At 69.4% G+C, this 24,095-nt stretch carries 23 protein-coding genes; 13 read left to right on the top strand and 10 right to left on the bottom strand.

Annotation, left to right across the window (positions count from 1 at the left end):
* Positions 1–3 precede the first annotated feature (3 nt).
* Both ACWD38_RS18125 and ACWD38_RS18120 read right to left on the bottom strand, forming a co-directional pair.
* Positions 4–744: a lysophospholipid acyltransferase family protein gene (locus ACWD38_RS18125; RefSeq protein WP_450124502.1), complete on the bottom strand. Its 741-nt coding sequence runs from the start codon at positions 742–744 to the stop codon at positions 4–6.
* 337 nt (positions 745–1,081) lie between these two features.
* Positions 1,082–1,996, bottom strand: coding sequence for a DedA family protein (locus tag ACWD38_RS18120; RefSeq protein WP_184480297.1), 915 nt, complete (start codon positions 1,994–1,996; stop codon positions 1,082–1,084).
* Between the two features lie 447 nt (positions 1,997–2,443).
* On the opposite strand from ACWD38_RS18120, the gene ACWD38_RS18115 reads away from it, so the two are divergent.
* Together ACWD38_RS18115 and ACWD38_RS18110 are read left to right on the top strand one after the other, a co-directional pair.
* Positions 2,444–2,788, top strand: coding sequence for a PadR family transcriptional regulator (locus ACWD38_RS18115; RefSeq protein ID WP_450124501.1), 345 nt, complete (start codon positions 2,444–2,446; stop codon positions 2,786–2,788).
* The gene (locus ACWD38_RS18110; RefSeq protein WP_184480293.1) at positions 2,785–3,417 is read left to right on the top strand and encodes an HAAS signaling domain-containing protein; all 633 of its coding nucleotides are present in this window, start codon (positions 2,785–2,787) and stop codon (positions 3,415–3,417) included. Before ACWD38_RS18115 ends, ACWD38_RS18110 begins: the two co-directional genes overlap by 4 nt.
* Positions 3,418–3,423: 6 nt before the next feature.
* Here ACWD38_RS18110 and ACWD38_RS18105 read toward each other — a convergent pair whose 3' ends face one another.
* Positions 3,424–4,017: a TetR/AcrR family transcriptional regulator gene (locus ACWD38_RS18105; RefSeq protein ID WP_184480291.1), complete on the bottom strand. Its 594-nt coding sequence runs from the start codon at positions 4,015–4,017 to the stop codon at positions 3,424–3,426.
* Positions 4,018–4,235: 218 nt separating this feature from the next.
* Between ACWD38_RS18105 and ACWD38_RS18100 the strand changes: the two genes are divergently transcribed.
* The 4 genes from ACWD38_RS18100 to ACWD38_RS18085 all read left to right on the top strand — a co-directional run bounded on the left by ACWD38_RS18100 (position 4,236) and on the right by ACWD38_RS18085 (position 10,382).
* The gene (locus tag ACWD38_RS18100) at positions 4,236–4,688 is read left to right on the top strand and encodes a (2Fe-2S)-binding protein (protein ID WP_184480290.1); all 453 of its coding nucleotides are present in this window, start codon (positions 4,236–4,238) and stop codon (positions 4,686–4,688) included.
* On the top strand, positions 4,675–5,634 hold the full coding sequence (locus tag ACWD38_RS18095) for an FAD binding domain-containing protein (protein ID WP_450124500.1): 960 nt from the start codon (positions 4,675–4,677) through the stop codon (positions 5,632–5,634). Before ACWD38_RS18100 ends, ACWD38_RS18095 begins: the two co-directional genes overlap by 14 nt.
* Positions 5,634–7,808 carry a xanthine dehydrogenase family protein molybdopterin-binding subunit gene (locus tag ACWD38_RS18090; RefSeq protein ID WP_450124499.1) on the top strand — a complete coding sequence of 725 codons (2,175 nt, stop codon included), beginning with the start codon at positions 5,634–5,636 and terminating at the stop codon, positions 7,806–7,808. Before ACWD38_RS18095 ends, ACWD38_RS18090 begins: the two co-directional genes overlap by 1 nt.
* Before the next feature lie 189 nt (positions 7,809–7,997).
* A complete protein-coding gene (locus ACWD38_RS18085) occupies positions 7,998–10,382 on the top strand; it encodes a tetratricopeptide repeat protein (protein WP_221315872.1) in 2,385 nt (794 codons plus the stop codon).
* A gap of 110 nt (positions 10,383–10,492) precedes the next feature.
* Here ACWD38_RS18085 and ACWD38_RS18080 read toward each other — a convergent pair whose 3' ends face one another.
* The 6 genes from ACWD38_RS18080 to ACWD38_RS18055 all read right to left on the bottom strand — a co-directional run bounded on the left by ACWD38_RS18080 (position 10,493) and on the right by ACWD38_RS18055 (position 16,723).
* The gene (locus ACWD38_RS18080) at positions 10,493–11,485 is read right to left on the bottom strand and encodes a PGAP1-like alpha/beta domain-containing protein (RefSeq protein WP_184480283.1); all 993 of its coding nucleotides are present in this window, start codon (positions 11,483–11,485) and stop codon (positions 10,493–10,495) included.
* Positions 11,486–11,720: 235 nt separating this feature from the next.
* Entirely contained in the window at positions 11,721–12,140 is a 420-nt protein-coding gene (locus tag ACWD38_RS18075) for a VOC family protein (RefSeq protein WP_184480281.1), read from the bottom strand.
* Between the two features lie 183 nt (positions 12,141–12,323).
* Complete coding sequence (locus ACWD38_RS18070; RefSeq protein WP_450124498.1) at positions 12,324–14,351, bottom strand: hypothetical protein; 2,028 nt, start codon at positions 14,349–14,351, stop codon at positions 12,324–12,326.
* A gap of 30 nt (positions 14,352–14,381) precedes the next feature.
* Positions 14,382–15,617, bottom strand: a complete 1,236-nt coding sequence (locus ACWD38_RS18065; protein WP_450124497.1) for an ATP-grasp domain-containing protein — start codon at positions 15,615–15,617, stop codon at positions 14,382–14,384.
* Between the two features lie 435 nt (positions 15,618–16,052).
* Positions 16,053–16,466 (bottom strand): response regulator transcription factor, encoded by a 414-nt coding sequence (locus ACWD38_RS18060; RefSeq protein ID WP_184480275.1) that lies wholly within the window; start codon positions 16,464–16,466, stop codon positions 16,053–16,055.
* Positions 16,466–16,723, bottom strand: coding sequence for a hypothetical protein (locus tag ACWD38_RS18055; protein WP_184480273.1), 258 nt, complete (start codon positions 16,721–16,723; stop codon positions 16,466–16,468). Before ACWD38_RS18055 ends, ACWD38_RS18060 begins: the two co-directional genes overlap by 1 nt.
* Before the next feature lie 425 nt (positions 16,724–17,148).
* Here ACWD38_RS18055 and ACWD38_RS18050 point away from each other — a divergent pair, with 425 nt between their 5' ends.
* The 4 genes from ACWD38_RS18050 to ACWD38_RS18035 all read left to right on the top strand — a co-directional run bounded on the left by ACWD38_RS18050 (position 17,149) and on the right by ACWD38_RS18035 (position 19,371).
* A complete protein-coding gene (locus ACWD38_RS18050) occupies positions 17,149–18,012 on the top strand; it encodes a helix-turn-helix domain-containing protein (RefSeq protein WP_221315871.1) in 864 nt (287 codons plus the stop codon).
* A gap of 27 nt (positions 18,013–18,039) precedes the next feature.
* The gene (locus ACWD38_RS18045) at positions 18,040–18,237 is read left to right on the top strand and encodes a DUF397 domain-containing protein (RefSeq protein WP_184480268.1); all 198 of its coding nucleotides are present in this window, start codon (positions 18,040–18,042) and stop codon (positions 18,235–18,237) included.
* 138 nt (positions 18,238–18,375) lie between these two features.
* Positions 18,376–19,098, top strand: coding sequence for a creatininase family protein (locus tag ACWD38_RS18040; RefSeq protein WP_221316562.1), 723 nt, complete (start codon positions 18,376–18,378; stop codon positions 19,096–19,098).
* A 75-nt stretch (positions 19,099–19,173) separates the two neighbouring features.
* On the top strand, positions 19,174–19,371 hold the full coding sequence (locus ACWD38_RS18035; RefSeq protein ID WP_184480266.1) for a DUF397 domain-containing protein: 198 nt from the start codon (positions 19,174–19,176) through the stop codon (positions 19,369–19,371).
* A 73-nt stretch (positions 19,372–19,444) separates the two neighbouring features.
* Here the strand turns inward: ACWD38_RS18035 and ACWD38_RS18030 are convergent, their stop codons facing one another.
* Positions 19,445–20,623, bottom strand: coding sequence for a PucR family transcriptional regulator (locus ACWD38_RS18030; protein WP_184480264.1), 1,179 nt, complete (start codon positions 20,621–20,623; stop codon positions 19,445–19,447).
* Between the two features lie 103 nt (positions 20,624–20,726).
* Here ACWD38_RS18030 and ACWD38_RS18025 point away from each other — a divergent pair, with 103 nt between their 5' ends.
* From ACWD38_RS18025 to ACWD38_RS18015, 3 genes are all read left to right on the top strand, one after another.
* On the top strand, positions 20,727–22,427 hold the full coding sequence (locus ACWD38_RS18025) for an FAD-binding dehydrogenase (protein WP_450124496.1): 1,701 nt from the start codon (positions 20,727–20,729) through the stop codon (positions 22,425–22,427).
* A gap of 39 nt (positions 22,428–22,466) precedes the next feature.
* Positions 22,467–23,498 (top strand): 2-dehydropantoate 2-reductase, encoded by a 1,032-nt coding sequence (locus tag ACWD38_RS18020; protein WP_221315869.1) that lies wholly within the window; start codon positions 22,467–22,469, stop codon positions 23,496–23,498.
* A gap of 246 nt (positions 23,499–23,744) precedes the next feature.
* On the top strand, positions 23,745–24,089 hold the full coding sequence (locus tag ACWD38_RS18015; RefSeq protein WP_184480261.1) for an ArsR/SmtB family transcription factor: 345 nt from the start codon (positions 23,745–23,747) through the stop codon (positions 24,087–24,089).
* Positions 24,090–24,095 lie beyond the last annotated feature (6 nt).

Raw genomic sequence — 24,095 nt, 5'->3', positions numbered from 1 at the left:
CCCTCAGTCGTTGCCGGGGCGGGCGTCGAGGGCGGCCGCTTCGTCCGGGGTGGGGGCGGTGCCGCCGAGGTGGGTGGGCAGCCACCAGCGGTCGTCCTCGCCCGCGGGCTGGTCGGGATACCCGGCCTGGAGGTCGTCCAGGATCGCCGCCATGCGGGTGCGGAGGTCCTGGGTGAGGGCGTCGAAGTCGTCGTCCGGGCCGGGCTGGAACGGTTCACCGGCGTGGATGTGGATCGGCACGTGGCGCTTGGTGAGCGTGCGCGGCCGGCTCTTCGTCCACAGCCGCTGGGTGCCCCACAGCGACATCGGCACGACCGGCACGCCCGCGTCGGCGGCCATCCGGACCGCGCCGGACTTGATCGGCTTGACGGTGAACGAGCGGCTGATGGTCGCTTCGGGGAACACGCCGACGACCTCGCCCGCGCGCAGCCGCTCGACCGCCTCGTCGTAGGAGCCCTTGCCCGCGGCCCGGTCCACCGGGATGTGGTGCATGCCGCGCATCAGCGGACCGGCGATCCGGTTGTCGAAGATCTCCTTCTTCGCCATGAACCGCACCAGCCGCTTCGCGGGCTGCGCGCCGAGGCCGCAGAAGATGAAGTCCAGGTAGCTGACGTGGTTGCACGCGATCACCGCGCCCCCCTGGCGCGGGATGTGCTCGGTTCCCGTCACGCGGAGCCGGTTGTCCAGCACGCGGAACATGGTCTTGGCCGCCAGCACGACGGGCGGGTACACGATCTCAGCCACGGAGTCAGGCTACGCACCCGTAAGTTCACGCAGGACCACCTGGGGCCGCCGTCACATTTTCCCAGGTGGTCGCCCCGTTCGGTGGCGGTGAAGTCACGATCGGTGATGGTGTGCGGCCCGCTGGAACGGTGTTCGCCGGGGCGTTCGACGACCACCAAGGTCGCTAGCGGCCACGACACGCGGCACGGGCCGGAGCGTCGCGTGCTGAGCCGTCTTCCGGTGCCACGGCAGCACATCGCGTGGACGCGGAGGCGAAAACCCCGCCCGTCAAAAGTGAAACGGCCGCCGCGCCCCTCATCGCGGAGGGGGCGCGGCGGCCGTCGGGGAGCTAGGGCGGTCAGGCCGCCTGCTGCTCCTTCTGCTTCTTCTTCTCCTGGTCCTTCTTGTGGCCCTTGTAGCCCGCCTGGATCGAGACCCAGACGACCAGCGCCAGCGTGATGTAGAGGGCGTAGTCGTCGATCATCAGGACGAAGTCGACGGCGTGCTGCCCGACTCCGTAGCCGAGGCCCGCGACCAGGCCCGCGATCAGCGCGGCACCGACCGCGTCGAAGATCAGGAACGACACCAGGCCCATCCCGCTCAGCCCGGCCACGGCGAACACCGCGGGGGCGGGGATGCCCGGCAGCGCGGCGACGATGAGCACCAGCGGCATCGCCCAGCGCGGCCAGGACTGGACCCGCGCGACGAACCGCTTGCCGAACTCGCCCGGCGCCCACAACTCGATGATCTTCGCGCCCCACTTGCGGCCGGCGAGCCAGAACAACCAGTCGAACTTGATCATGCCGAACACGCCCGCCGCGACGACCAGCCACAGCTCGGCGTCGCCGACGCGGGCGAACGCCGCGCCGGCGCCGATCGCCGAGAGGCTGCCGGTCACCGCGCTCAGCGCGAGCGGGTGCGAGGCGATCAGGAACGGCCGGAACGGCATCGACGCCATCATCAGCACCACGATGCCGAACGTGGCGAACACCAGGAACTTGTCACCGCGCGACATCGGGTGGTCCCACGGCATCTGGTCGCGGAACGCCTGCCGGGCTTCTTCCAGCTCCTCCGGCGTGTAGTCCTTGCTGCGCCAGCGGAACCGCTTCTTCTTCTCCGCCGGAGCGTCCGATCCGGCTTCCGGGGCGTCGCCCGCCGACGCGGCGGGCGTGTGCGACGCGCCGTGGAGCTCGCCCCCGGTCGGCACGCGCAGGGAGGGGGCGGTGTCACCCTCCAGCCCGATCTCCTGCTGCTTGCGGCCTGCACCAGTCATGTCTCTCCTTCGTGCTTCCAATACCCCCTCGATGCGGCGAGGAGTTCGTCCGGCCTGCGCGAGGCGGTCGACCGAACGGAGACCCGTGCGCCTCATCTGGGAGCAGTTTCGACTATGCCGCAGCGGCATGGACAAGCGACTTCCGCGCCCGAAAACGGTGTCCCCCGTCACACTCCGCGGCCACGCGGCTCGGCGGCCCGAGTGCGCGCGGTGGCCGCCGTCCGTGCCGCTGCTGGAACGCGGTGGCCGTCGGCTTCCGCGGGCGCGGGACATGTCGTGCTGAGGTCCGGATGATTTTCCTTTTGGGTGAAGGGAAATCGAACAGGTCCAGTGTGGATCAATTTCGGGTCGCGGGGGAGGTGGGGAGATTCGGCGGTGGGTGGCGTCCGTCGGCGGTGCGGGCGGCCTGCTTTGCGCGGTGCTGATCTTGCCGGTATGTTGCGTGGCATGGTTCCGGATGACAGCGCCGTTCTCACCCACCTCCGGCGGGGTGTGCTGGAGTACTGCATCCTCGCGATGATCGACGTCGAGCCGTTGTACGGCCTCGACATCGCGCGCAGGCTCGGTGCGCACGACGTCCTGCTGCAGAGCGAGGGAACGCTCTACCCGCTGCTGGCCCGCCTCCGGCGGCAAGGGCTCGTGGAGACCAGCCAAGTGAAGTCCGCGACCGGTCCGCCGCGCCGCTACTACGCGCTCACCGCAGAGGGCAGAACGGCACTGGAGACCTTCCGATCCACCTGGCCTGCCTTCCGCAGCGCCGTCGATTCCGCCATGACAGGAGAACGATCGTGACCAAGACCCACCCTCGCGTGCACATCTACCTGGAAGAGCTCAACGACCTGCTGCGGCACGCTCCCGTGTCCGTGCGCCGGGACGTGATCGCCGGGGTGCACGAGCACTTCGACGCGAGCGTGCCCCCGGACGCGGACGCCGCGACCGTCGACGACGCGCTCGCTCGGATGGGCACGCCCGAGCAGGTCGCCGCGGAGGCGGGCGTCGAGCCGGAACGCGCGCGATCCGCCCGGCTGGGCTCGGTGCTCGCCGCCGCGCTGGCCTGCGCGATGCTGGCGGGCGCGGCGGCGCTCACCTTCCTCGTCGGCGGGCTCATCGGGCTGTCGGCCGGGTTCGACGAGAACCCCGACTGGGAGATCACCGGTGCCACGGCGGCAGCGGCCTTCGTGCTCTCGTTCGTGGCCTGGGCCGGTGGTTCCGCGCTCGCGGTCTTCAACCGGTCCTGGTCGAAGCGGCAGAAGGCGGTGCTGATCGCGTCCTGGCCCGTCGCCTTGCTCATCTCCGAGCTCTGCCTGCTGCCCACCGGGTCCAACTTCGAGCTCAACATCGCCGCGTTCATCGTCCACGGCATCGTCGGCCTGCTCTACGTCGTCGCCATCGCCAAGCTCTGGTTCGCCGCGCGAGCCTGACGGCGGCTACTCGGCGTCGTCCTCGCGCGGGGGGCAGGTGGACATGCCGCGCCAGAGCAGGTCGATGAGCTTTTCGGTCTGGGCGCGCCAGGGGCCGTGCTGGTCGAGGAACAGCAGGCCGCCGAGGCCGCGCAGCACCGTCTCCGGATCGAGGTCCGCGCGCACCGCGCCCACTTCGGCGTTGGCGGCGAGCAGGGTCGCCAGCGAGCCGACCATCGCCTGGTGCGCGCTCTTGGGGAGTTCGCCGCGGGCGGCGGTCGCGGCGCTGAGCGCGTTCGCGAGGCCGCGCTTGGTCATCATGTAGTGCGCCAGGTGGTCCGTCGTCCACACCCGGAACGCCTCTTCGGGGCGGTGCGACTCCAGCAGGCTGGGCACCACTTCGACCAGGTGCCGCACTTCCCGCTCGTAGACCGCGAGGATGAGGTCCTGCGGAGCGGGGAAGTGGCGGTAGACGGTGCCGACGCCGACTCCGGCCCGCTTCGCGATGGCGTTGTACGACACTTCGCCGGAGCTCGACAGCGATTCCGCCGCCGCCGCGACGATGAGCTCGTGGTTGCGCCGCGTGTCCGCGCGCCGGTGGTTCACCGCGCCCGTCCCCATCGCTCCTCCTTCGTCCGCTCTGCTGCCGAGAGCCTCCGGAACTGCATGAATCGACCGGAACAGCGTCGTTTGCCGAGCGGATACTAATCCGCTAGCCTCGATGAGGACAGCGGATTTTTATCCGGTTCCCGGCGTGGCGTCGTGCTCGACGTGGCCACCACCCCCACCACATCATGCCGCCCTGCTCCGGTGCGGAATTCCAGCGGAGAAGAGTTCCATTGCACATCTCACTAGAAGTCAACGGCAGCGCTGAGCAGCTCGACGCCGAACCCGGCGTGACGCTGCTGGACGCGCTGCGCGAACGGCTCGACATCACCGGGCCGAAGAAGGGCTGCGACCGCGGCCAGTGCGGTGCGTGCACCGTGCACGTCGGCGGCCGGCCCGTGCTCTCCTGCCTCACCCTGGCGGCCACCGTGAAGGAACCGGTGACCACGGTGGAGGGCCTGGCGGAGGGCGAGGAGCTGACGCCGTTGCAGCAGGCGTTCGTCGACCAGGACGCCATGCAGTGCGGTTTCTGCACCTCCGGGCAGCTCATGTCGGCCAGCGCCGCGATCGAGCAGGACGTCGACGACGTCCGCGAGTTCATGTCCGGCAACCTGTGCCGCTGCTCGGCCTACCCGAACATCATCGCCGCGATCGACCAAGCGAGGCGCACCGATGCGACCCTTTGAGCTCGACACCCCTGATTCGGTCGCAGCGGCCACCGCGGAACCGGCGACCTACCTGGCCGGCGGCACGACGCTGGTCGACCTGATGAAGCTCAACGTCCTCACCCCGCAGCGGGTGCTGGACATCAACGAGCTGCCGCTGCGCGGCCTCGATTCCGAGGACGGGCTGCGGATCGGCGCGCTGGAGCGGATGAGCGACATCGCCGCGCACCCGGGCGTCTACCCGATGATCTCGCAGGCCCTGCTGCTGAGCGCCTCCCAGCAGTTGCGCAACATGGCCAGCATCGGCGGGAACCTGCTGCAGCGGACCCGGTGCACGTACTTCCGCGACGTCGCGATGCCCTGCAACAAGCGCGAACCCGGCAGCGGCTGCCCGGCGATGGAGGGCGCGGGCCGGATGCACGCGGTGCTCGGCACCAGCGACTCCTGCGCGGCCACCCACGCCAGCGACGTCGCGGTCGCGTTCACCGCGCTCGACGCCGAGGTGCGGCTGCTGGGCGCCGACGGTTCCCGGACGGTGTCGCTCGCCGAGTTCTACCGGCTGCCGGGCGACACCCCCGAGGTCGAGAACGACCTGCGGCCGGGCGAGCTGATCACCGAGGTGGTGGTCCCGCGCCTGGACTGGGCGGCGAACTCCACCTACGTGAAGGTGCGGGACCGGCAGTCCTACGAGTTCGCGCTGAGCTCGGCCGCCGTCGCGCTGGACGTGCGCGACGACCGCATCGCCGACGCCAGGGTGGCGGTCGGCGGGGTGGCCACCGTCCCGTGGCGGCTGCACGCCGTCGAGGAGGCGCTGCGCGGGCTGCCCGCGACCGAGGAGTCCTTCGAGCGCGCCGCCGACGTGGCCGCCGACGGTGCCCGGACGCGCGGCGCGAACGGCTTCAAGCCGGCCCTGCTGAAGCGGACCGTGATCCGCGCGCTGCTCGAACTGACCGAGGGGAGCCGCTGATGCCCAGCCGACTCGACGGGCCGGTGAAGGCCACCGGTCGCGCCAAGTACGGGGTGGACCACAACTTCCCCGGCATGGCCTACGGATATCTCGTGCTCAGCACCATCGCGCACGGCGAGATCGCGTCGATGGACCTCACCGCGGTCCGCGCCGCGCCCGGCGTGCTCGGGGCGTATTCGCCGTTCGACCCGCTGGAGCTGGCCACGCCCACGCTCCCGGCGTTCGGCGACACGTGGGTTCCGCTGCAGGAAAAGGAAGTCGCCTACTACGGGCAGCCGATCGGCTTCGTGGTCGCCGAGACCTTCGAGCAGGCCCGCGACGCGGCGATGCTGGTCGAGGTCGCCTACCACGAGCGGCCCGCGCTGACCTCGCTGGAGGAGGGCCTCGCGGGCGCTGAGGACGCGCCCGGCTCCGACCACGGTGGTGGGCCCTCGCTGGACATCCTCGCCGACGGCGTCGAGTCCATCGAGGACGCGCTGGCGGCCAGCGCGGTGGTGGTCGCGGAGACCTATTCGACGGCACCGCAGAACCACGCCCCGATGGAACCGCATTCCGCCGTCGCCCGGTGGGACTCCGAGGGGCTGACCGTCCACAGTGGAAGTCAGGGTTCGGACATGCAGGCCGCGGAGCTGGCGATGGCGCTGCGGCTGGACCCGTCCCAGGTGCACGCGGTGAACCCGTACGTCGGGGGCGCGTTCGGCGGCAAGGGCCGCACCTCCGCGCCCGCGTTCCTGGCGGCGGCAGCGGCCAGGGAGCTCGGCAGGCCGGTGAAGGCGTCGATGACCCGCGAGCAGGTGTTCACCGCGACCGCGGGCCGCGCTGCCACGGTGCAGGAGGTCTCGCTCGGCGCCGAGGCGGACGGCACGCTCACCGCGGTGCGCCACGACTCGTGGTGCAGCACCGGCGCGGATCGCTCGTTCGTGGAGCCGACCTCGCACGGCACCTCGCGCGAGTGGTACGCGACGCCGAACCTGTCGCTGCGGCAGAAGATGGTGCCGCTGAACCTGCCGCCGACGACGTTCATGCGCGCCCCCGGTGAGGCGCCCGGCTCGTTCGCGCTGGAGAGCGCGATCGACGAGCTCGCGGTGAAGCTGGAGATGGACCCGATCGAGCTGCGGCTGCGGAACAATTCGCTGGCACCGCCCGGAAAAGACCTCCAGTGGTCGAGCAAGTACCTCGACGACTGCTTCCGGATCGGCGCGCAGCGCTTCGGCTGGGACCAGCGCACCCCGGCCGGGCGCACCGACGGCGACTGGCTGGTCGGGGTCGGCACTGCCACCGCCATGTTCCCCGCGCTGCGCTTCCCCGCCTCGGTGCGGGTCACGCTCGGGGCGGACGGCGGGGCCGAGGTCGCCACCAGCGGCGCGGACCCGGGCACCGGCCTGCTGACCGTGCTGTCGCTGGTGGGCGCCGAAACGCTGGACATCGCGCCGGAGCGGGTCACGCCGCGGCTGGGCGACTCGTCGCTGCCGCCGGGCGGCATGTCCGGTGGTTCCACGGCCACCGCCAGCGCGGGTTCGGCCGTGATGGTCGCCGCCTCCGCGGTGCTCGACTCCCTGCTGGAGCTGGCGGCCGAGCCGGGCGCACCGTTCGACGGAGCCGAGGTCACCTACGCCGACGGGCACCTGTTCGCCGACGGCCGGAGCATGCCGTTCGACGAGCTGCTGCGGTCCGTGGGCCGGGATTCCCTATCGGCCACCGGGTCCTCGGCGCCGGGGGAGGAGCTGACGAAGCACTCGTTCAGCTCGTTCGGCGCCCAGTTCTGCGAGGTCCGGGTGCACCGCTGGACCCGGGAGGCGCGGGTGTCGCGGCTGCTCGGCGTGTTCGACGCGGGCCGCATCATCAACGAGAAGGCCGCCCGCAGCCAGCTCAGCGGCGGCATGATCTGGGGCGTGTCGGCGGCGCTGCACGAGGGCATGGAGGTCGAACCGAACGGCCGCATCGCCAACGGCGACTTCGCCGGCTACCTGCTGCCGGTGCACGCGGACATCCCCGACATCGACGTGCACTTCGTCGAGCACCCCGACACCCTGCACAACCCGGTCGGCGCGCGCGGAGTCGGCGAGATCGGCGCGGTCGGCATGGCCGCCGCGGTGGCCAACGCGATCTTCAACGCCACCGGCACCCGAATCCGCCACATCCCGATCACCATCGAGGACCTGCTGGAGGACTGAGCACCGCTGGGGCGCCGATCCGTCGGCGCCCCACCGGGCCGGGGCGTTGCCCGCAGCCTCAACAGGTGCCCGAGCCACGTAAGCAGGTTGGAGTCTTCTCCCGAAGGTCTTTGGATCAGGGACGCGGAACTCAGGCCTCGTCCAGGAAATCCTAAGGTGGCGCTTTGTCGGAGTTGTCATACTGATCACATGGCTGAGCCCTTGGGCACCTCCAACGAAATCAGCGGTGCGGTCCGAAATGCCGTTCAAGCCGCGAGCGTTCACGGTGATGCCTACGTGGGAGGAGTGCATCATCACCACGCACCGGAAGTGCGGTGGCCGTGCCGGGTCGGGGTGGTGCCGCTGGGTGCCGACCGCTTTCAGGAGCGCGATCTGAGCGCTCCGTTGGCCGATGCCATTGGTGCCGGGAGTACGGCGGTGCTCGCTGGGATGGGTGGTGCGGGCAAGACGCAGCTCGTGGCTGAGTTCGCACGTCTGATGTGGGATACCGGACAGGTCGACCTGCTGGTGTGGATTACGGCGGCGGCGCAGGAAGCGATCGTGTCGAGCTATGCCACGGCGGCGGTGAAGATCGGTCAGAGCGCTGGCGAACGGGACGACCAGGAAGCGAGCGACCGTTTCCTGGAGTGGTTGGCTGCCACCGACCGTCGATGGCTGATCGTTCTCGACGACGTGCAGAAGCCGAGTGACCTGCGTGGGCTGTGGCCACCGCGACAGCTGACCGGACGCGTGGTCGTGACCACTCGTCGCCGAGATGCCGCCCTCACCCGTCGCGGCCACCTGATCGAAGTCGGCACGTTCACCGCGGTCGAAGCAACCGCCTACCTGCGTACCAAGCTGGCTGACAGCTCGGCGTCGGCCGACGGCGCCGCCGAACTTGCGGCCGAGCTCGGGTATCTCCCCGTCGCGTTGGCTCAGGCCGCTGCCTACCTCACCGACCGGAAGCTGACCTGCGCCGCATACCTGCAACGGTTCGTGGATCAACGCAGACGACTGCACGAAGTAGTGCCCGAGCCGGAGAGCCTGCCCGACGACCACCGTGCCACACTGGCCGCCACGTGGTCGCTCTCGATGGAACTGGCCGACCAACTGGCGCCCGCCGGGCTGGCGTTGCCCGTGCTGGAGCTCGCCGCCGTACTCGATCCCAATGGCATCCCCGATGCGGTCTTGACCGCTCCGGCGGTCCTGGAGCATCTCGCTACCAGGCTCGGTGCTGCAGAGCCGGTCGAGGCTGAGGACGTACGGGAGGCCTTGCACGGCCTCAATCGCCTCAGCTTGGTCATCGTCGACTCCGACGACCCCCATCGCAGCGTTCGAATCCACGAACTCGTCCAGCGATCCACCCGTGATCGGCTCGGAGACGAACAGCTCGCCATCGTTGCCCACGCCGCCGCCGACGCTCTCATGAGCGCATGGCCGCAGATCGAACGCGACACCGAATACGGACAGGTCCTGCGCACGAACACCGACACGCTCCACCGGCGAACCCGGCTCTGGCACCCCGTGCTCTCCCGCGCCGGCAACAGCAGAGGCGCGGCAGGACGCGTCACCGAAGCCGCCGAGTACTTCACAGCCCTCCGATCTCACGCTATGCAGCGGCTCGGCCCGGATCATCCGGACACCCTGGCCATCCGCCATAACCTCGCCTGCTGGCACGGTGAATCCGGAGATACGGCAGGGGCTGTCGGGGAACTCGAGGACCTCCTTACCGATCGATCCCGAGTGCTCGGTGTCGGCCACATCGACACTCTCTACACTCGCCACGAGCTGGCCCGCTTTCGGGAGGCGGTCGGCGATGTGGCGAAGGCGGTCGCCGAGTACGAACAATTGCTCGCAGAGAGCACCGAACGGCTCGGCCAGGAGCACATCGATACTCTGACCACTCGTCACAACTTGGCCTATTTGAAGGGCAGTACGGAGGAAGGAGGCGCGGCGATCGTCGACATCGAGGGCCTGCTGGCCGATGAATGCAGGTCGCTCGGCTCGGACCACTTCAACACCCTTTCCACCCGCCGTACCTTGGCCAACCAGCTAGGCAAGGTCGGCGATGTGATGGACGCGATCGCGAAGCTCGAAGAATTGCTGGTCGATCAATTTCGCGTGCTCGGCCCGTATCACCCGAGGACTCTGATGACTCGCAACGATGTTGCTTACTGGCGCGGGAAATCCGGTGACGCCGCCGGTGCGGTCGCGGAATTTCAGGAACTGTACGCCGATGAGTCCAGCGTGCTCGGTCCGAGTCATCCGGACGTCCTGATCACCAGGCACAACCTTGCCTACTGGCGAGGTCGAGTCGGGGACGCGAAGGGTGCGGTCGCAGAACTTCAGGACGTGTTGTCCGACCAGAGCCGGGTACTCAGTCCGGATCACCCCTCCATCTTGTCCACTCGGCACAGCCTGGCCCATTGGCGCGGTGAAGCCGGTGATGCGGCGGGTGCGGTCGACGGGTTCGCAACTCTGCTCGCTGATCGGCTCCGGGTGCTCGGTTCTGAGCACCCCGACACGCGGCGCACGCGCGACGACCTGGCCCGCTGGCAGGGTGATGCCGGTGATGTGAACGAATCTGGAAAGTGACTGCCCTGCGCGAGGACGGGGAGCGGGCGCTCGACCGCTGACGTCGAACAGCGCGGCGGCCCATCCGGTGATGCCGGATGGGCCGCCGCGTCGCTGCCGGGGGCGTGCAACTAGGCGTCGTCGCCCCGCGAGATGGCGAGGGCCGCGGTCTTCAGCGGAGCCCATCCGCTGCGGGTCTCGTGGCGCTTGCCGTCGTCGGCGTTCCAGTAGTTGAGGTTGTAGTCGCCGTCGGCGTCGCCGGGATCGCCGTCGGGGTTCTCGCCGTTGTTCTTGAGCGTGCGGATGCCGCAGTGCGTGACCAGCGGCTCCTGGCCCTTGCAGGCGTCGTTGGACGGCGCTCGGTTGCCGTCCCAGTACCGGTATTTGTGGTCGGCGTGGTGGTCCAGGTCGATGGCCGAGTTCCCGTTGACCGTCTCGTCCTGGTTGGAGCCGACGAAGCTCCAGTCCGTCGATTTCGCCCAGTCATCGGTCAGCTTGTAGTCGTGCAGCACCTCGATGAACTTGGAGCCGGGGTCCATCTGCTGCCACTGGGTCGTGCCGGTGCACGAGCCCTTGCAGATCACGCCCTTGTGCGGTGTGCCGAGGGTGACGATCTGATCGACGTTGATCTTCGGGAACTTCTGCTCGCCCCAGTGCTCGTGGCCGAACATCGCGGTGCGCGTGATCAGCCCGCCCATCGAGTGGGCCACGATGTTGACCGGTTGGTCGCCGTGCTTCTTCTTGATGTAGGCGGCCAGGTCCTGGGCGACGTACTGGATCTTGGTGTCGCGGGTCGCGTCGGACTCGTCGGCGGGATTGATGTCCACGTCGCACTTGTCGTCCGGGTAGTAGCCCACGGTGATGAGCTTGTCCTCGTCCCAGCCCTGTTCCTTGAAGTAGTCCAGCGCGGAACCCCACGTCTTGGAGCAGTCCTTGCCCTTCTCTTCCTTCCCGTCCCCGTCGTAGTCCTCGTAGCCGTAGCCGTGCACGAAGTAGACGGGAACGTCCTTGGCGCCCTTAGCTTCGCCGCCTTCAGCGGCCTGTGCGCCGGCGGCGGGCCCGGCGAGCGCGATCAGCGCGGTCGAGGACACGACGGCGATGAAGCGCGATGATTTGTCGAACACTGTTGCCAACCCCTCAGTTCCCCAGTGAATTGCGGCTGATCGACTTTCGAGTCGATCCGCGCGCGGCCGACACGCTAGCAGGATCGGCTCGTGCCATGGGCGGATTTCCGGAGTTCCGATCCGCGGCTCCGGGGCAGCACCAGGTGGCCGCGGCGAGAGCCAACTCTCTTTCAGGCCAACGAATTCCTCGGTGCCCACGGCTTTCCGGGGCTGCGCTACGCGTTCTCGCTTGCCGTCACGGCAGCTTCACTCCGCCGTTTTCCGTGAGGGGCCAGTAGGGGTTGTACGCGACCTCCCAGGGATGGCCTTCCGGATCGAGGAAGATCGAGCTGTAGCCGCCCCAGGAGGTCTCCGCAGGTTCGCGGCCGATGGTGGCTCCGGCGCGGCGGGCCTCGTCGATCGCCGTGTCCACTTCCTCGCGGGAGCCGAGGTTGAGCGCCAAGGTGACCCCGCCCCAGCCGGGCGCGTCCTCGACGGCGCTGTCCTCGGCGAGCCGGGTGCGATCCCACAGCGCGAGGACCATGTCCCCGGCTTGGAAGAAGGTGATGTCGTCGCTCGGCGCGGCAGAGGGGCGCCATCCGAGCGCGGCGTAGAAGCGCCGCGCGCGATCCAGGTCCGCCACGCCGAGCGTGATCATGCTGACTCGTTGTCGCATGCGATCAGTGTCGTCCCCGCCGGTCACCTGCGCCGACCGGGGCGTTCTCGCGCCGATCCGCGCTCAGCGGTCGAGCGGGCGTGCGCGCAAGTGGCCGATCCCTCCGCCATTGCGATCTCCGGCGTCGATCGCGCCGACACGGACACGACCATCGGGATCATCCACAGTGGACCCTTTTGGGGCTCAGCTCTGCGGGGCCTCCGCGGCTTGCAAGGTGCCCGGTGAGAGCCGGTCTCGGCCCCAGCTGCGCTCCAGGTAGCCGATGATCCGGGCGACGTCCGCCGAGGGAACCCGCTCCGGTTCGCCGCGTTCGAGCGGGTCGACGTGGAAGATGTAGACCCGTGAGGCGAACTGGTCGAACGGCAGCGACGCCTCGCCGAACCGTTCCCCGTTGCCCGCGGTGGAGACGACGACGCCGTCGCCCCAGTCCTGCCCGCTGTCGTTGTTGGGGTTGAAGAAGTACACCCGCACGACGTCCTGCGGATCCGGCGCGACGCGCAGGATGGTGATCGCGTGCCAGCCGACGTAGCGGGCCGCGCTGTCGGTGACGGCGATCCCGGCGGGCTGCGGGTGGATCAGCGGTCGCCCGCCGTTGTAGTCGGGGTGGTAACCGGCGTGGAAGCGCCGCAGGAACTCGTCGAGGTCGATGAGGTTCCCGGTCGCGACGTCCACGTTGATCCAGAATCCGCGCCCGGCCCACCAGCCGTGGAACTCGGGGTTGACCCACCGGTGCGGGTCGCCGGGGCGGTCCGCGCAGCGGCGGCCCATCTCGGCGTAGATCCGGTCCAGGTGGGGGACGACGACGGACGACACGGGGTCGAGGTCCGAGGGCAGCGCGGTGGCGACTCCGGAGGCGCTGTCCTTCGAGGAGATCGGCTGCCCCTCGAAGTGCATGATGATCTCGTCGTCGCGCGCCGCCCAGACCACGATCTGCAGCAGGTAGTCCGGGTCGTTGTAGGCCCACATCGACAGCGCGCGGGCCGATTGGCAGGTCGGGTTGTCACCCTGCCCGACGCCGAGCGGCTGGCCCAGCATCGACAGCACGCCGGCGGTCAACCGCGCCTCCGGGCTCGGCTGGTCGCCGAACACGGCCACCAGCCGTTCCCGCGCCACGGGGGAGAGTTCCAGCGCGAGCTGGCGCCACAGCGCCGGAACCACCGGTGGTTCGTGCAGCACGCCGCGGTCGAGCAGCAGCGCGAGCCCGTAGACGCACTGCGCGGTCTGCGGGTGCACCGCTTCCTCCACCAGCCGGTGCACCACGTCGCGGTAGCGCAGGTGGCAGTTGCGCCCGGTGTCGGACAAGCCGAGGGCCTCGCCGACGAGGTAGTCGCTCTCGTGCAGCAGGAACCGCAGCAGCTCGGCGTGGTACGGCGACACCAGGCCGGTGTCGTGCATGGCGCGCGCGAAACCGCTGGCCTCGTACTGCAGCGCGCTGGTGTCCATCGCTTCCAGCCGGGAGCGGAACACCTCGACGCCCGGGTCGTCCCGGCACGCCTCGGTCGTCCCGAACAGGCTGGTGATCAGCCGGTCGAGCCCTTGGCCGGTCGACGCGCCCAGGTCGACGTCCGGGTCACCGCGGTAGACGGCGATCCGGGTGATCAGGGACTGCACCTGGTCGACCTGGATCGGTCGCTGGCGCAGGATCCGCCAGATCTCGTCGACGAGCCGGTCCAGCACGACGTCGTAGCCGACGCCGTCGGCGAGGTGCCGGAACAGGTCGCGGATCAGCTGCGCGTTCCGGCCTTGCGCGTTGCGCTCCGCCTCGTTCGGCGGGGTGAACAGCAGCTCCAGGTTCATCGCGAGCACCTGCGACAGGAACTGGTGCGCGTCGTCGGCGGCGAGCGTCGGGTGCTCGAATTCGCCGCGCGCGACGGCGAGCAGCCGCAGCTCGCTGGTCGCCTCCATCACCACCGTGTCCGCGTCGCCGCAGCGCAGGCCCGGCCCGGCCAGCGACGGGATGAGGATCTCCGGCGACGCCCAGTCGGTCCCGCCGAACAGGCCCGCTTCTTCCAGCGCCTGCGCCCTGGCCTGGACCGCCGCGGGTCCGCCGGGCAGGCGCAGGACGCGGCGCAGCGCCTCCAGCACTCGCCGCAGCTTCGCGTGCTTGCCGAAATCGCGGGTCTCGGCCATGGCCCGGATGGCGTCGTCGAGCGAGACCACGCGCTTGTCCAGCGTCGTGGCCGCACCCGTGACGTCGACGGTCGGTTTCAAGGGCTTCCCTCGGTTGGTTCTCCTGCGCCCTCAGACGTAGAAGTCGAGCTCTTCCTGCCGCTTCAACAGGTCGCGCATCCGGTGGGGGTCGTCACCGAAGAAGTACACCAGGCCCCAGTGGGTGCCGAACGCGGTCCGCTTCGTCACCGTTTCCTCCTGCGGGGCCGAGAGGTCGTGCGACTCATAGTAGTCGTCGTCCTCGGTCTCCTCCGGGACTTGCAGTTCGCTGACGACCCGGCGGCGCGGGTACACGCCGAAGCAGCCCGCCACCCCGGTGGCGTCGACGACTTCGCGCGGGAAGAACGCCTCGATCTCCTCCTCGGTCGTCTTCGGGTCGAAGGCCAGCGCCAAGCCCTGGTAGGCGTTGAACCCGTAGGCCCGTTCCAGCAGCTCGAACACCTTGAACCCCGGTGGCCGGTAGGCGACCTCGCCGAAGTACATCTCGCCGTCGCTGGTGACGAAGTACTCGGGGTGCACGAAGCCGAACTCGATGTCGAAGGTCTTGATGAGCTTCTCGATCTGCTCGGTGATCTGCGGCCGGTACCGTTCCAGGGCCGGGGTCGCCGGGACGAACACCGAGTATCCGAGCGTCACGTACTCGGAGATGTTCAGGAACATGATCTTCCCGTTGTGAATCCACGCCTCGACGGCGAATTCCCAGCCGTCCAGGTGCGATTCCATCAGCACCGGGAACTCCTCGTCGGGGATCGCGTCGATCTCGTCGGGCGTGCGGATCACGCGGTGCCCGAGGCACCCGGCCTTGTCGAACGCCTTGACGTGGATCGGATCGTTCGGGTCCCCGTCGAGCTTGAGCAGCGTCTGGTTGACCCGCTTGAGGAACCGGATCACGTCGTCCCGGTCGTGGGCCTCCTCGAAGATCCCGACCCGGATGCCGCCCAGCTGCGCCCGGCGCTTCATCAAGGCCTTGTCCCGCAACAGCATCGACTGGCCCAGCAGGCGAGGGTTGCCCAGCAGGACGGAGTTGATCGCGCCCGCCCACTCCACGGTCTCCTCGAACAGCGGGATCGCGACGTCCACGCCCTCCTCCTGCAGGATCTCCGCGATCTCCATGGAACGGTCGTTGAGCCGCTCGAAGTTCCACTTCACGTACGGGATGTCGTGTTCCGAGCAGTACTCCTCGATCCAGTCCGGGGCCACGACGACGTAGCGCCGGTCGAACCGGTCGAGGGCTTCCACCGCGTTGAGACTCCAGCCGAGGAGCGCTACGTAACCCTTGTTCGGGTCCTTGATGGCAGATTCGGGCATGGGCCGTTCCTCCATCGGTCGCGTATTCGGTTCTCGTTGGCGTCGTGAAATCAACCGTAGCCCGCGAAGACCCCGGCGAATCCTCGCGAACGAACCCCTTGGCGCCGGTGCGTCCAGGTGCTTGACGCGCGGCATTCGGCCCAGTGGAGGCGTCCAGGGGAGAGGCGGTTCGGCGCGGCGGCCGATGCGATTTCGGCTTCGCCCGCGGCGCAGATCGTGCGGCCGCGGGAGCCGTCGAGCGGCTTGAAGCGCCGCAGGTGGACCGGCCCGCGAACGTCATGACCGCACCAGCACCGCAAGAACCCGAACCGGTCCTGCTCGACGCAGTGCCACTTGCCGTCGGTCGGCCCGGCGGCCCAAGTCGCCGATGCCGGGACCGGCTCGGGACGAGCGAAGTCAGTGCCTCGCAAGGCAAGGCGGCGACCGATGTCCATCTCAGAGATTGCCGAGGCTGGCCATGGCCCTCGCCAGATCGCCGCGCGCTTCGACGATCCGCCGCCGGATTCGGGGCACCTGCGCGGGGTCGTCCGAGGTGATCGTCGTCAACAGCGGTTCGGCGGCGCGAACGAGGACCGCAGGGCGCACTGGCGTGCCGGGGAAGTCCTCGGCGCCGGGAATGACGTGCCCTGACTCGTACATCCAGGTCACCAGCGCGGCTCGGGTCGTGGCGCCGGTCTTCTGGAACGTCTTGCGCAGCGCGGTTTTGACGGTGTCCTCGGCTCGGTCGATCTCGGCGCCGATCTCGGAGTTGGACCTTCCGCAGATCAGCGATCGGGCGATCTTCAGCTCGGTCTCGGACAGCTCCGCCGTGAGGTCGAGGGCGGTGAGCCGGTCGGGGTCGCGATCCATCACCGGTGTTCTCCTGTCGTGGCTTTTCGAGGTGGGTTGGCGCGCGCCCACTCACGCGCCTTGTGGGCGACGTCGAGTTCGTCCTGCCAGGCCTGGGTGACCCGAACGGTGTCGAGCAGCGCGTGATCGCCGCGCTTGCCGCGCTGATCACCGCCGTGCACGGTGAAGAAGCCGTCGGGTCGTCCCCAGCGCAGCGTGATCCCGCGACGGTGGTCGTAGTGCCACGCGCAGGGAAGTCCGTAATCGCGTGTCGTCATCAGACGCCGTTCTGTCCGGTATTCGCGGACCGCCGGAATGCGATTCGCGTTGCAGGGCCTGGTGAATGCGGCCGGACCCGGCCGCACGACCGGGAGACGAGCCGTGCGGCCGGGCTGGCCCGTGACGCTCGGGGGAGCACGTCACACGGCCCGGCCACCGACACCAGCCGGGGAGCGGCCCGGTGCCGGGGCACCCCGGCCGAACGGTCGGGGTCCGCCCGGCGGGGGAGAGCGAGTCAGCGCCGCTGAGCGGATTTGGCACGGTGTGCTCGCCGGGGAACACGTTCAGTGAGATAGCGTGAACATCGCGGCGACTGACAACGAGACAGTAACGCGAAAGTTTCGAGTAACCTATGCCCTTGATGGGTGAACCCAGATCGAGTCGGTCGTTGCGGCTCGTCGGGCAGAGCGAGAAGGAGACGATCTTGTCGGCGAAGGACCCGCAAGTTGTACTGATCCAGCTCGGGATCTTGCTCCGGCGCCTCCGCGAGACGCAGCGATTGACCGCTGCGGTGGCTGCCGATCACTTGGGCTGTTCGACGGCGAAGATCTCGAAGATGGAGAACGGCAGGCAAAGCATCAAATCGGACGAGGTCGGCAAGCTGCTAGAGCTCTACCAAGCCAACGATTCTCAAGCTGCGGAAGCACTTCGGCTCGCGGCAGTGCCTACGCCGCGTCGGCGTGGCACTTACCGGGACAACGTTCCCGACTGGTTCCGTCGCTTCCTGGTCCTGGAGTCCGAAGCGTCCGCACTCACGATCTACGAGAACGAGCTGATCGCGGGAATCTTGCAGTGCGAGGAGTATGCGCGAACGGTGTTGACTGCGGGATATCCGTTCGCGTCGCGGCAAGAGCTGGATAGCCAGGTCGAAGTTCGCCTTCGGCGACGGGACGTCCTGATGAAAGCGGACGCTCCGCACGTCGACGTCATCCTGCACGAGGCGACGCTGCACAGAGTGATCGGTGATGACTTGATCATGCGACAGCAGTTGGGACTGCTTGAAGAGCTGGTTGCGCTGCCGAACCTGGAACTCCGCATCCTGCCGTTCCGCCCGAGTCCGTCTGCCGGTACAGATGGCGCATTCATGGCGAAGAGCGCGTTCGTGGTGCTCCAGCTCGAATCGACGGGTGCCGTGGTCTACGTCGAGGACATCGCTGGTGCGAACTACCCGGAGGAGGCGGCTGTCATTGAAGCTCACGCAAATGCTTACCGGCGTCTCCGTAACGTGGCTCTCACGCCTGATCAGTCGCGAGAGCTGATCGGTAAGGTGAAGTCCCAGTACAGGTAGACCGAGAGCATTGTGAGGGTCGCTGTCATGACCAGGATTGAGCTGCGGCAGCTGTCGTGGCGGGTTTCCAGCTACACCGGCAACACCGGCAACTGCGTCGAGATCGCCACCTTGCCGGACGGGGCGTGCGCTGTCCGGGACACGAAGGATCGCGAAGGTGGTGTCCTCGTCGTCGGGGCATCGCAGTGGTCGGCGTTCCTCACGCACATCCAGCAGAGTGCGTAACCGCCGCTGCCAACTTGCACCGGTTTCTTCAAGGCCTACCTCGTGAATCACGAGGTAGGCCTTCGCTCGTCGGTGGAGCGCGCTTCGCGGGCGCCGGTTGAGTCGTACCCTGCGGACGACGTTGACGTGACGAGCCCGATGGAGACCGGCGTGCACCTGCTCAGCACTGCGACCTCGCCTGATGAAGCCGCTCGTGGAGCTCGGGTGGCGGTGTTGCCGGTGGGCAGCTTCGAGCAGCACGGCGGGCATCTGCCGTTGATCACCGACACCGTGATCGCCTGCTTGATCGCGAACCGCATCGCCGAGCACTACGACCTGTTCCTGCTGCCGCCGATCACCGTGTCCTGCTCCCACGAGCACGAGGACTTCCCCGGCACGGTCAGCATCAGCGCCGCCACCTTGATCGCGATGGTCGACGACATCCGCTCGTCGCTGCGCAGGTCCGGCGTGACGAAGCTGATCCTGGTCAACGGGCACGGCGGCAACTACGTGCTGTCCAACATCGCCCAGCAGGCCAACGTGGACGAGCCGAGCGTGGCGCTGTTCCCCGGCCGCGACGACTGGACGCGCGCACGGGACGCCGCCGGTGCTGTCTTGAACGCCCATCAGGACATGCACGCCGGAGAGATCGAGACATCGCTGCTCCTGCACGCGCACCCGGAGCTCGTCGGCGACGGATACCAGGACGCCGATCACCGAGCTGACGATCGAGCTCACCTGCTGGTCACCGGAGTGAACGCATACAGCGGCAATGGCGTGATCGGGCAGCCGTCCGCAGCCTCCGCAGCCAAGGGCGAACTGGCGCTGGACAGCCTTGTCGCCGCCTGCGACGAACACCTGCGAGCGCTCGACGAGCGCTGACGCACGACGGGTCCGTCGAGCTGATCGATATGGTGGGGGCCGGGCTATGCAGGATCCTTGTTCGGAGTCGCAGAAATGACCAGATCTGAGCTGCCGCAGCTGTCGTGGCGGGTTTCCAGCTACACCGGGAACTCGGGCAACTGCGTCGAGATCGCCACGTTGCCGGATGGGGCGTGCGCGGTACGGGACACGAAGGATCGTGACGGTGGCGTCCTCGTCCTCGGGGCATCGCAGTGGTCGGCGTTCCTCACGCACATCCAGCGGGGTGCGTAACCGCCGCTGCCAACTTCGCACCGGTTTCTTCAAGGCCTACCTCGTGAATCACGAGGTAGGCCTTCGCTCGTGGTCAGCGGGTCTGGCCGTCCGGGCGGTGGAGTTGTGCTGCGGCGGCGAGGACGAGGTGGTGCCACGGGTCGTGCGGGTCGCGGCCGGTGAGGTCGCGGACGCGGCGCAGGCGGTAGCGCAGGGTTTGCGGGTGCAGGTGCAGCCGGTTCGCCGCGTCGGTGACCGTGTCGGCCGCCAGGAACGCGGCGAGGCCGTCGAGCAGGTGCCGTTGGGACGGGGCGGCGATCGGGCCGAGGACCGCGCGGACCACGGCGGCGGGGTCCGCGTCGGGGCGGGCCGCGAGCACGCTCAGGAAGCGGGCGTCGCCCTCGTCGAGCAGGGCGCGGTCGCGGAACGAGTGGGCGGGGGCGGTGTCGAGCGCGTGGGCGGCCAGGCGGTGGCTCGCGGCGACGGCCGTGATCGGGTGGCCGACGATGAGGCAACCGCGCCATTCCCGCTCTCGGCACGCCTCGTCCAGTTCGGGACCGGGGCGGACGTTCAGGAGCAGCACCGCGCGCGGTCCGTGCAGGGTGAGCAGCGGCCGGGCTGCGGCGTCCGCGAACAGGTCGTGGGCGGCGGATTCTTCGATGGCAGCACCGGAATCGGTCGATTCGACGATGAGCAGCGACGGTTCCGGGGCGAGTTCGACGCCGAGTTCGCGGCTGCGGTCGGCGAGCGCTCCGGCGGAGGACTGCCTGCCGACGAGCAGGTCGTCCAACAGGTCGCGACGGGCGCGGTCGAGGTCGGCGCCGAGGCGGTCGCGCGCGGCCCCGTACCCGGCCATGAGGGATTCGGACAGGTCGTCCAACGCGGTGAGCAGCACCGTGGTGAGGTCGGCCACGTCGTCGACGTCGAGCCTGCCGCGGCCGAGCTCGCGCAGGTGGTCGGTCGCGGCGACCGCCGCCACCCGGTAGGCGCGCAGCACGGCGGTGAGCGGGCGGCCGTCCTCGGCGCGCGCGGCGCCGATGCCGCGGAACCGGCCGCGGTCGGCGTCGTCGAGGACACCGCCGCCCTCCGCCCACGCCCGCAGCAACCGGACCAGCACCCACGAGGTGATCGCTTCGACGTCGCGGAGCTGATCGCCGCGCACGTCCCGGTACGCGGGCACGGCGGTGCGGACCGCGTCGAGGGTCGCATCGGTCAGGTCGGACAGCCGGGACCGGACCTGATCGACCACCTGGACCCGTTCGGACGTGCTCATGGGCGCCTCCTGTTCATCACCGGGTGACAAACCTACTGCGTCTCCCGGACGAACGAGCTGGTCACCGGGCACCGGACCGAAGCAAGCTGGGGTCCGCGCAACGGTGAGCGACGAACGGGCGGTGGCAGTGGTGGACGCGGACGTGATCGTGGTCGGAGGAGGCCTGTCGGGGCTGGTCGCGGCGCACGAGCTGACCGCTCGCGGGCGGAAGGTGGCGCTGGTCGACCAGGAGAGCGCGGCCAACCTCGGCGGTCAGGCGTACTGGTCGTTCGGCGGCCTGTTCCTGGTGGACACGCCCGAGCAGCGGCGCCTCGGCGTCAAGGACTCCGCCGAACTCGCGTGGAACGACTGGCAGGGCAGCGCGCAGTTCGACCGCTTGGAGGACGAGGACTCGTGGGCGGTGCGCTGGGCGCGCGCCTACGTGGACTTCGCCGCGGGGGAGAAGCGGTCCTGGCTCGACGCGCACGGGATCAAGTTCACCCCGATGGTCGGGTGGGCCGAACGCGGTGACCTGCGCGCCGACGGGCACGGCAACTCCGTCCCGCGCTTCCACGTCGCCTGGGGCACGGGCACCGGAGTGGTGGGGCCGTTCGTGCGCAGCGCCCAGCGGGCCGCCGACGAAGGGCTGCTCACCTTCCACCACCGCCACCAGGTCGACGAGCTCGTCATCCAGGACGGGGCGGCGACGGGAGTGCGCGGAACCGTGCTGGCCGAGGACTCCTCGCCGCGCGGAGTGGCGTCCAACCGGGACGCGGCCGGTTCCTTCGAGCTGACCGCGCAGGCCGTCGTGCTCGCCGGTGGCGGCATCGGTGCCAACCACGACCTGGTGCGCGCGCACTGGCCGAAGCGGCTCGGCACCGCACCGAAGAACATGGTCACCGGCGTTCCCGAGTACGTCGACGGGCGGCTGCTCCAGATCAGCGACGCCGCCGGGGTGCGGCTGGTCAACCGCGACCGGATGTGGCACTACACCGAAGGAATCCAGAACTGGAACCCCGTGTGGCCCGGTCACGGCATCCGGATCCTGCCCGGGCCGTCCTCGATGTGGTTCGACGCGCTCGGCCGCCGCCTGCCCGACCCGTGCCTGCCCGGCTACGACACGCTCGGCACGCTCAAGCACCTGCGCACCACCGAGGACATCGCCGGCCACGACCACTCCTGGTTCATCCTCACCGAGAAGATCATCGAGAAGGAGTTCGCCCTGTCGGGCTCCGAGCAGAACCCCGACCTCACCAGCGGCGACCGCAAAGCGGTCCTGCGGGAACGCATCCTGTCCAAGGGCGCGACCGGGCCGGTGGAGGCGTTCAAGAACCGCGGAGCGGACTTCGTCGTCGCGACCGGCCTGGACGAGCTCGTGGCGAAGATGAACGGCCTGACCGACCGGCCGCTGCTGGACGCCGCGTCGCTGCGCGGCCAGATCGAGGCCCGCGACCTGCAGATCGCCAACCCCTACAGCAAGGACTCGCAGGTGCAGGGCATCCGCAATTCGCGCCGCTTCCTCGGCGACCGGCTCAGCCGCACCGTCGCGCCGCACCGAATCCTGGACCCCGCCGCCGGCCCGCTGATCGGCGTCAAGCTGCACGTGCTGACCCGCAAGACGCTCGGCGGCATCCAGACCGATCTCGACTCCCGCGCCCTCGGCTCCGACGGGCGTCCCATCGACGGGCTGTACGCGGTCGGGGAGGCCGCCGGGTTCGGCGGCGGCGGTGTGCACGGCTACAACGCGCTGGAGGGCACGTTCCTCGGCGGCTGCCTGTTCTCCGGGCGCAACGCGGGCCGCGCCGCGGCCGACGCGGTCGCCTGACCTCCCTGCCGGCACGACCACGAAAGGCGGAATCCTCCCGTGTCCCAGGCGCTTCCGCGCATCGCGGTGTTCGGCGCAGGCAGCATCGGCGGCTACCTCGGCGGCCGGCTCGCGCCGGTCGCCGACGTCACGCTGATCGGCCGTGCCAAGGCCATGGCCGTCGTGCAGGACGACGGGGTGTCGGTGACCGGTGGCAGCCGCCCGCCCCGGTACGTCCCCGCGTCCGCGCTACGGACCGCCACCGGGCCGGACGCCGTCGCCGGAGCGGACATCGTGCTCATCACCGTCAAATCCGCGGACACGGTCACCGCCGCCCGCGACCTCGCCCCGCACCTCGACGAGCGGACCGTGGTGTGCAGCCTCCAGAACGGGCTGCACAACGCGGAGCTGCTGCGCGCCGAGCTGCCCGAGCACACCGTGCTGGCCGGGATGGTGCCCTACAACGTCGTGCAGACCCGGCCCGGACACTTCCACCAGGGCAGCGAGGGCGCGCTGATGCTGGACGACGTCCCGGCGGCCCGGCCCCTCATCGCCACCCTGGCCGAGGCGGACCTCGCCGTGCAGCCGCACGCCGACATGCGCGGCGTGCAGCACGCGAAGTTGCTGATGAACCTCAACAACGCGCTCAACGCACTGTCCGGGCTCCCGCTGCGCACCCAGCTCGAACAGCGCTCCTTCCGCGCCTGCCTCGCGCTGTGCCAACGCGAAGCCCTCGCCGCCTTCCGCGCGGAGGGCGTCGAACCGGCCAAGCTCATGCCGATCCCGCCCGCGCTCATCCCACGGCTGCTGCGGTTTCCCGACGCGGTGTTCCGCCGCGTGGCCCGCCGCATCCTGGCCATCGACCCGCACGCCCGCTCCTCCACGTGGGAAGATCTGCAACGCGGGCGGGTCACCGAGATCGACATGCTGCAGGGCGAAGTCGTCGCCATGGCCACCCGCCACTCGCTGCCCGCGCCGGCCTCGGCCCGAGTCGTGGAACTGGTCAAGCGAGCGGAGAAGACACCACCGGACCGCCGCGACACCTGGACCGGCCCGGAACTCCTGGCGGACCTCCGCGCGGCCTGCCGGTGACAAGGCCCGATCGAGGCGGGGGAGTGCCGTAGGCAGCGCCGCGCGAACTGGATCACGGCGGATTCGATCACCACCCAGCTCGACGCGCACGACGCCATCCGTTCCGGACGAGCCTTCGCGACGCCATTCACTGATCTAACAGTTGCTAAAGTTTGCAATTGCTGACATCTTGTTCCCCGGTACGAGCCGGAGCACGACGCGCGCTGGTGGCGGGGCACGCGTCGCGGGTTCCGCGGAGGGAGATGGATGAGCACGCCGCTGTATCAGCTGAAGGCCGAGTTCTTCAAAACGCTGGGGCATCCTGCGCGGATTCGGGTGCTGGAGCTGCTGAGCGAACGCGAGCACGCCGTCTCCGAAATGCTCCCGGAGGTCGGGATCGAGTCGGCGAACCTCTCGCAGCAGCTCGCCGTGCTGCGCCGGGCCGGGCTCGTCACCACCCGCAAGGAGGGTTCCGCCGTCTACTACTCGCTGACCAGCCCGCACGTGGCGGAGCTGATGGCGGTGGCGCGGACGATCCTGACCAAAGTGCTGTCCGGGCAGGCCGAACTGCTCGACGACCTGCGCAAGCCCGACGAGTCCGCGAGCGCGTGAACCGCG

The sequence above is a fragment of the Saccharopolyspora sp. NPDC002578 genome (assembly GCF_053592695.1).
The sequence above is the reverse complement of the archived record's forward strand: the minus strand, read 5'-3'. Positions and strand labels throughout refer to the sequence as shown.

What these genes read in the sequence shown, in the direction of transcription:
- ACWD38_RS18120 (WP_184480297.1), bottom strand. Translation starts at nt 1,996, where the DNA reads ATGACTGGTGCAGGCCGCAAGCAGCAGGAGATCGGGCTGGAGGGTGAC.
- ACWD38_RS18115 (WP_450124501.1), top strand. Translation starts at nt 2,444, where the DNA reads ATGGTTCCGGATGACAGCGCCGTTCTCACCCACCTCCGGCGGGGTGTG.
- ACWD38_RS18105 (WP_184480291.1), bottom strand. Translation starts at nt 4,017, where the DNA reads ATGGGGACGGGCGCGGTGAACCACCGGCGCGCGGACACGCGGCGCAAC.
- ACWD38_RS18095 (WP_450124500.1), top strand. Translation starts at nt 4,675, where the DNA reads ATGCGACCCTTTGAGCTCGACACCCCTGATTCGGTCGCAGCGGCCACC.
- ACWD38_RS18090 (WP_450124499.1), top strand. Translation starts at nt 5,634, where the DNA reads ATGCCCAGCCGACTCGACGGGCCGGTGAAGGCCACCGGTCGCGCCAAG.
- ACWD38_RS18085 (WP_221315872.1), top strand. Translation starts at nt 7,998, where the DNA reads ATGGCTGAGCCCTTGGGCACCTCCAACGAAATCAGCGGTGCGGTCCGA.
- ACWD38_RS18075 (WP_184480281.1), bottom strand. Translation starts at nt 12,140, where the DNA reads ATGCGACAACGAGTCAGCATGATCACGCTCGGCGTGGCGGACCTGGAT.
- ACWD38_RS18065 (WP_450124497.1), bottom strand. Translation starts at nt 15,617, where the DNA reads ATGCCCGAATCTGCCATCAAGGACCCGAACAAGGGTTACGTAGCGCTC.
- ACWD38_RS18060 (WP_184480275.1), bottom strand. Translation starts at nt 16,466, where the DNA reads ATGGATCGCGACCCCGACCGGCTCACCGCCCTCGACCTCACGGCGGAG.
- ACWD38_RS18055 (WP_184480273.1), bottom strand. Translation starts at nt 16,723, where the DNA reads ATGACGACACGCGATTACGGACTTCCCTGCGCGTGGCACTACGACCAC.
- ACWD38_RS18045 (WP_184480268.1), top strand. Translation starts at nt 18,040, where the DNA reads ATGACCAGGATTGAGCTGCGGCAGCTGTCGTGGCGGGTTTCCAGCTAC.
- ACWD38_RS18040 (WP_221316562.1), top strand. Translation starts at nt 18,376, where the DNA reads ATGGAGACCGGCGTGCACCTGCTCAGCACTGCGACCTCGCCTGATGAA.
- ACWD38_RS18035 (WP_184480266.1), top strand. Translation starts at nt 19,174, where the DNA reads ATGACCAGATCTGAGCTGCCGCAGCTGTCGTGGCGGGTTTCCAGCTAC.
- ACWD38_RS18030 (WP_184480264.1), bottom strand. Translation starts at nt 20,623, where the DNA reads ATGAGCACGTCCGAACGGGTCCAGGTGGTCGATCAGGTCCGGTCCCGG.
- ACWD38_RS18015 (WP_184480261.1), top strand. Translation starts at nt 23,745, where the DNA reads ATGAGCACGCCGCTGTATCAGCTGAAGGCCGAGTTCTTCAAAACGCTG.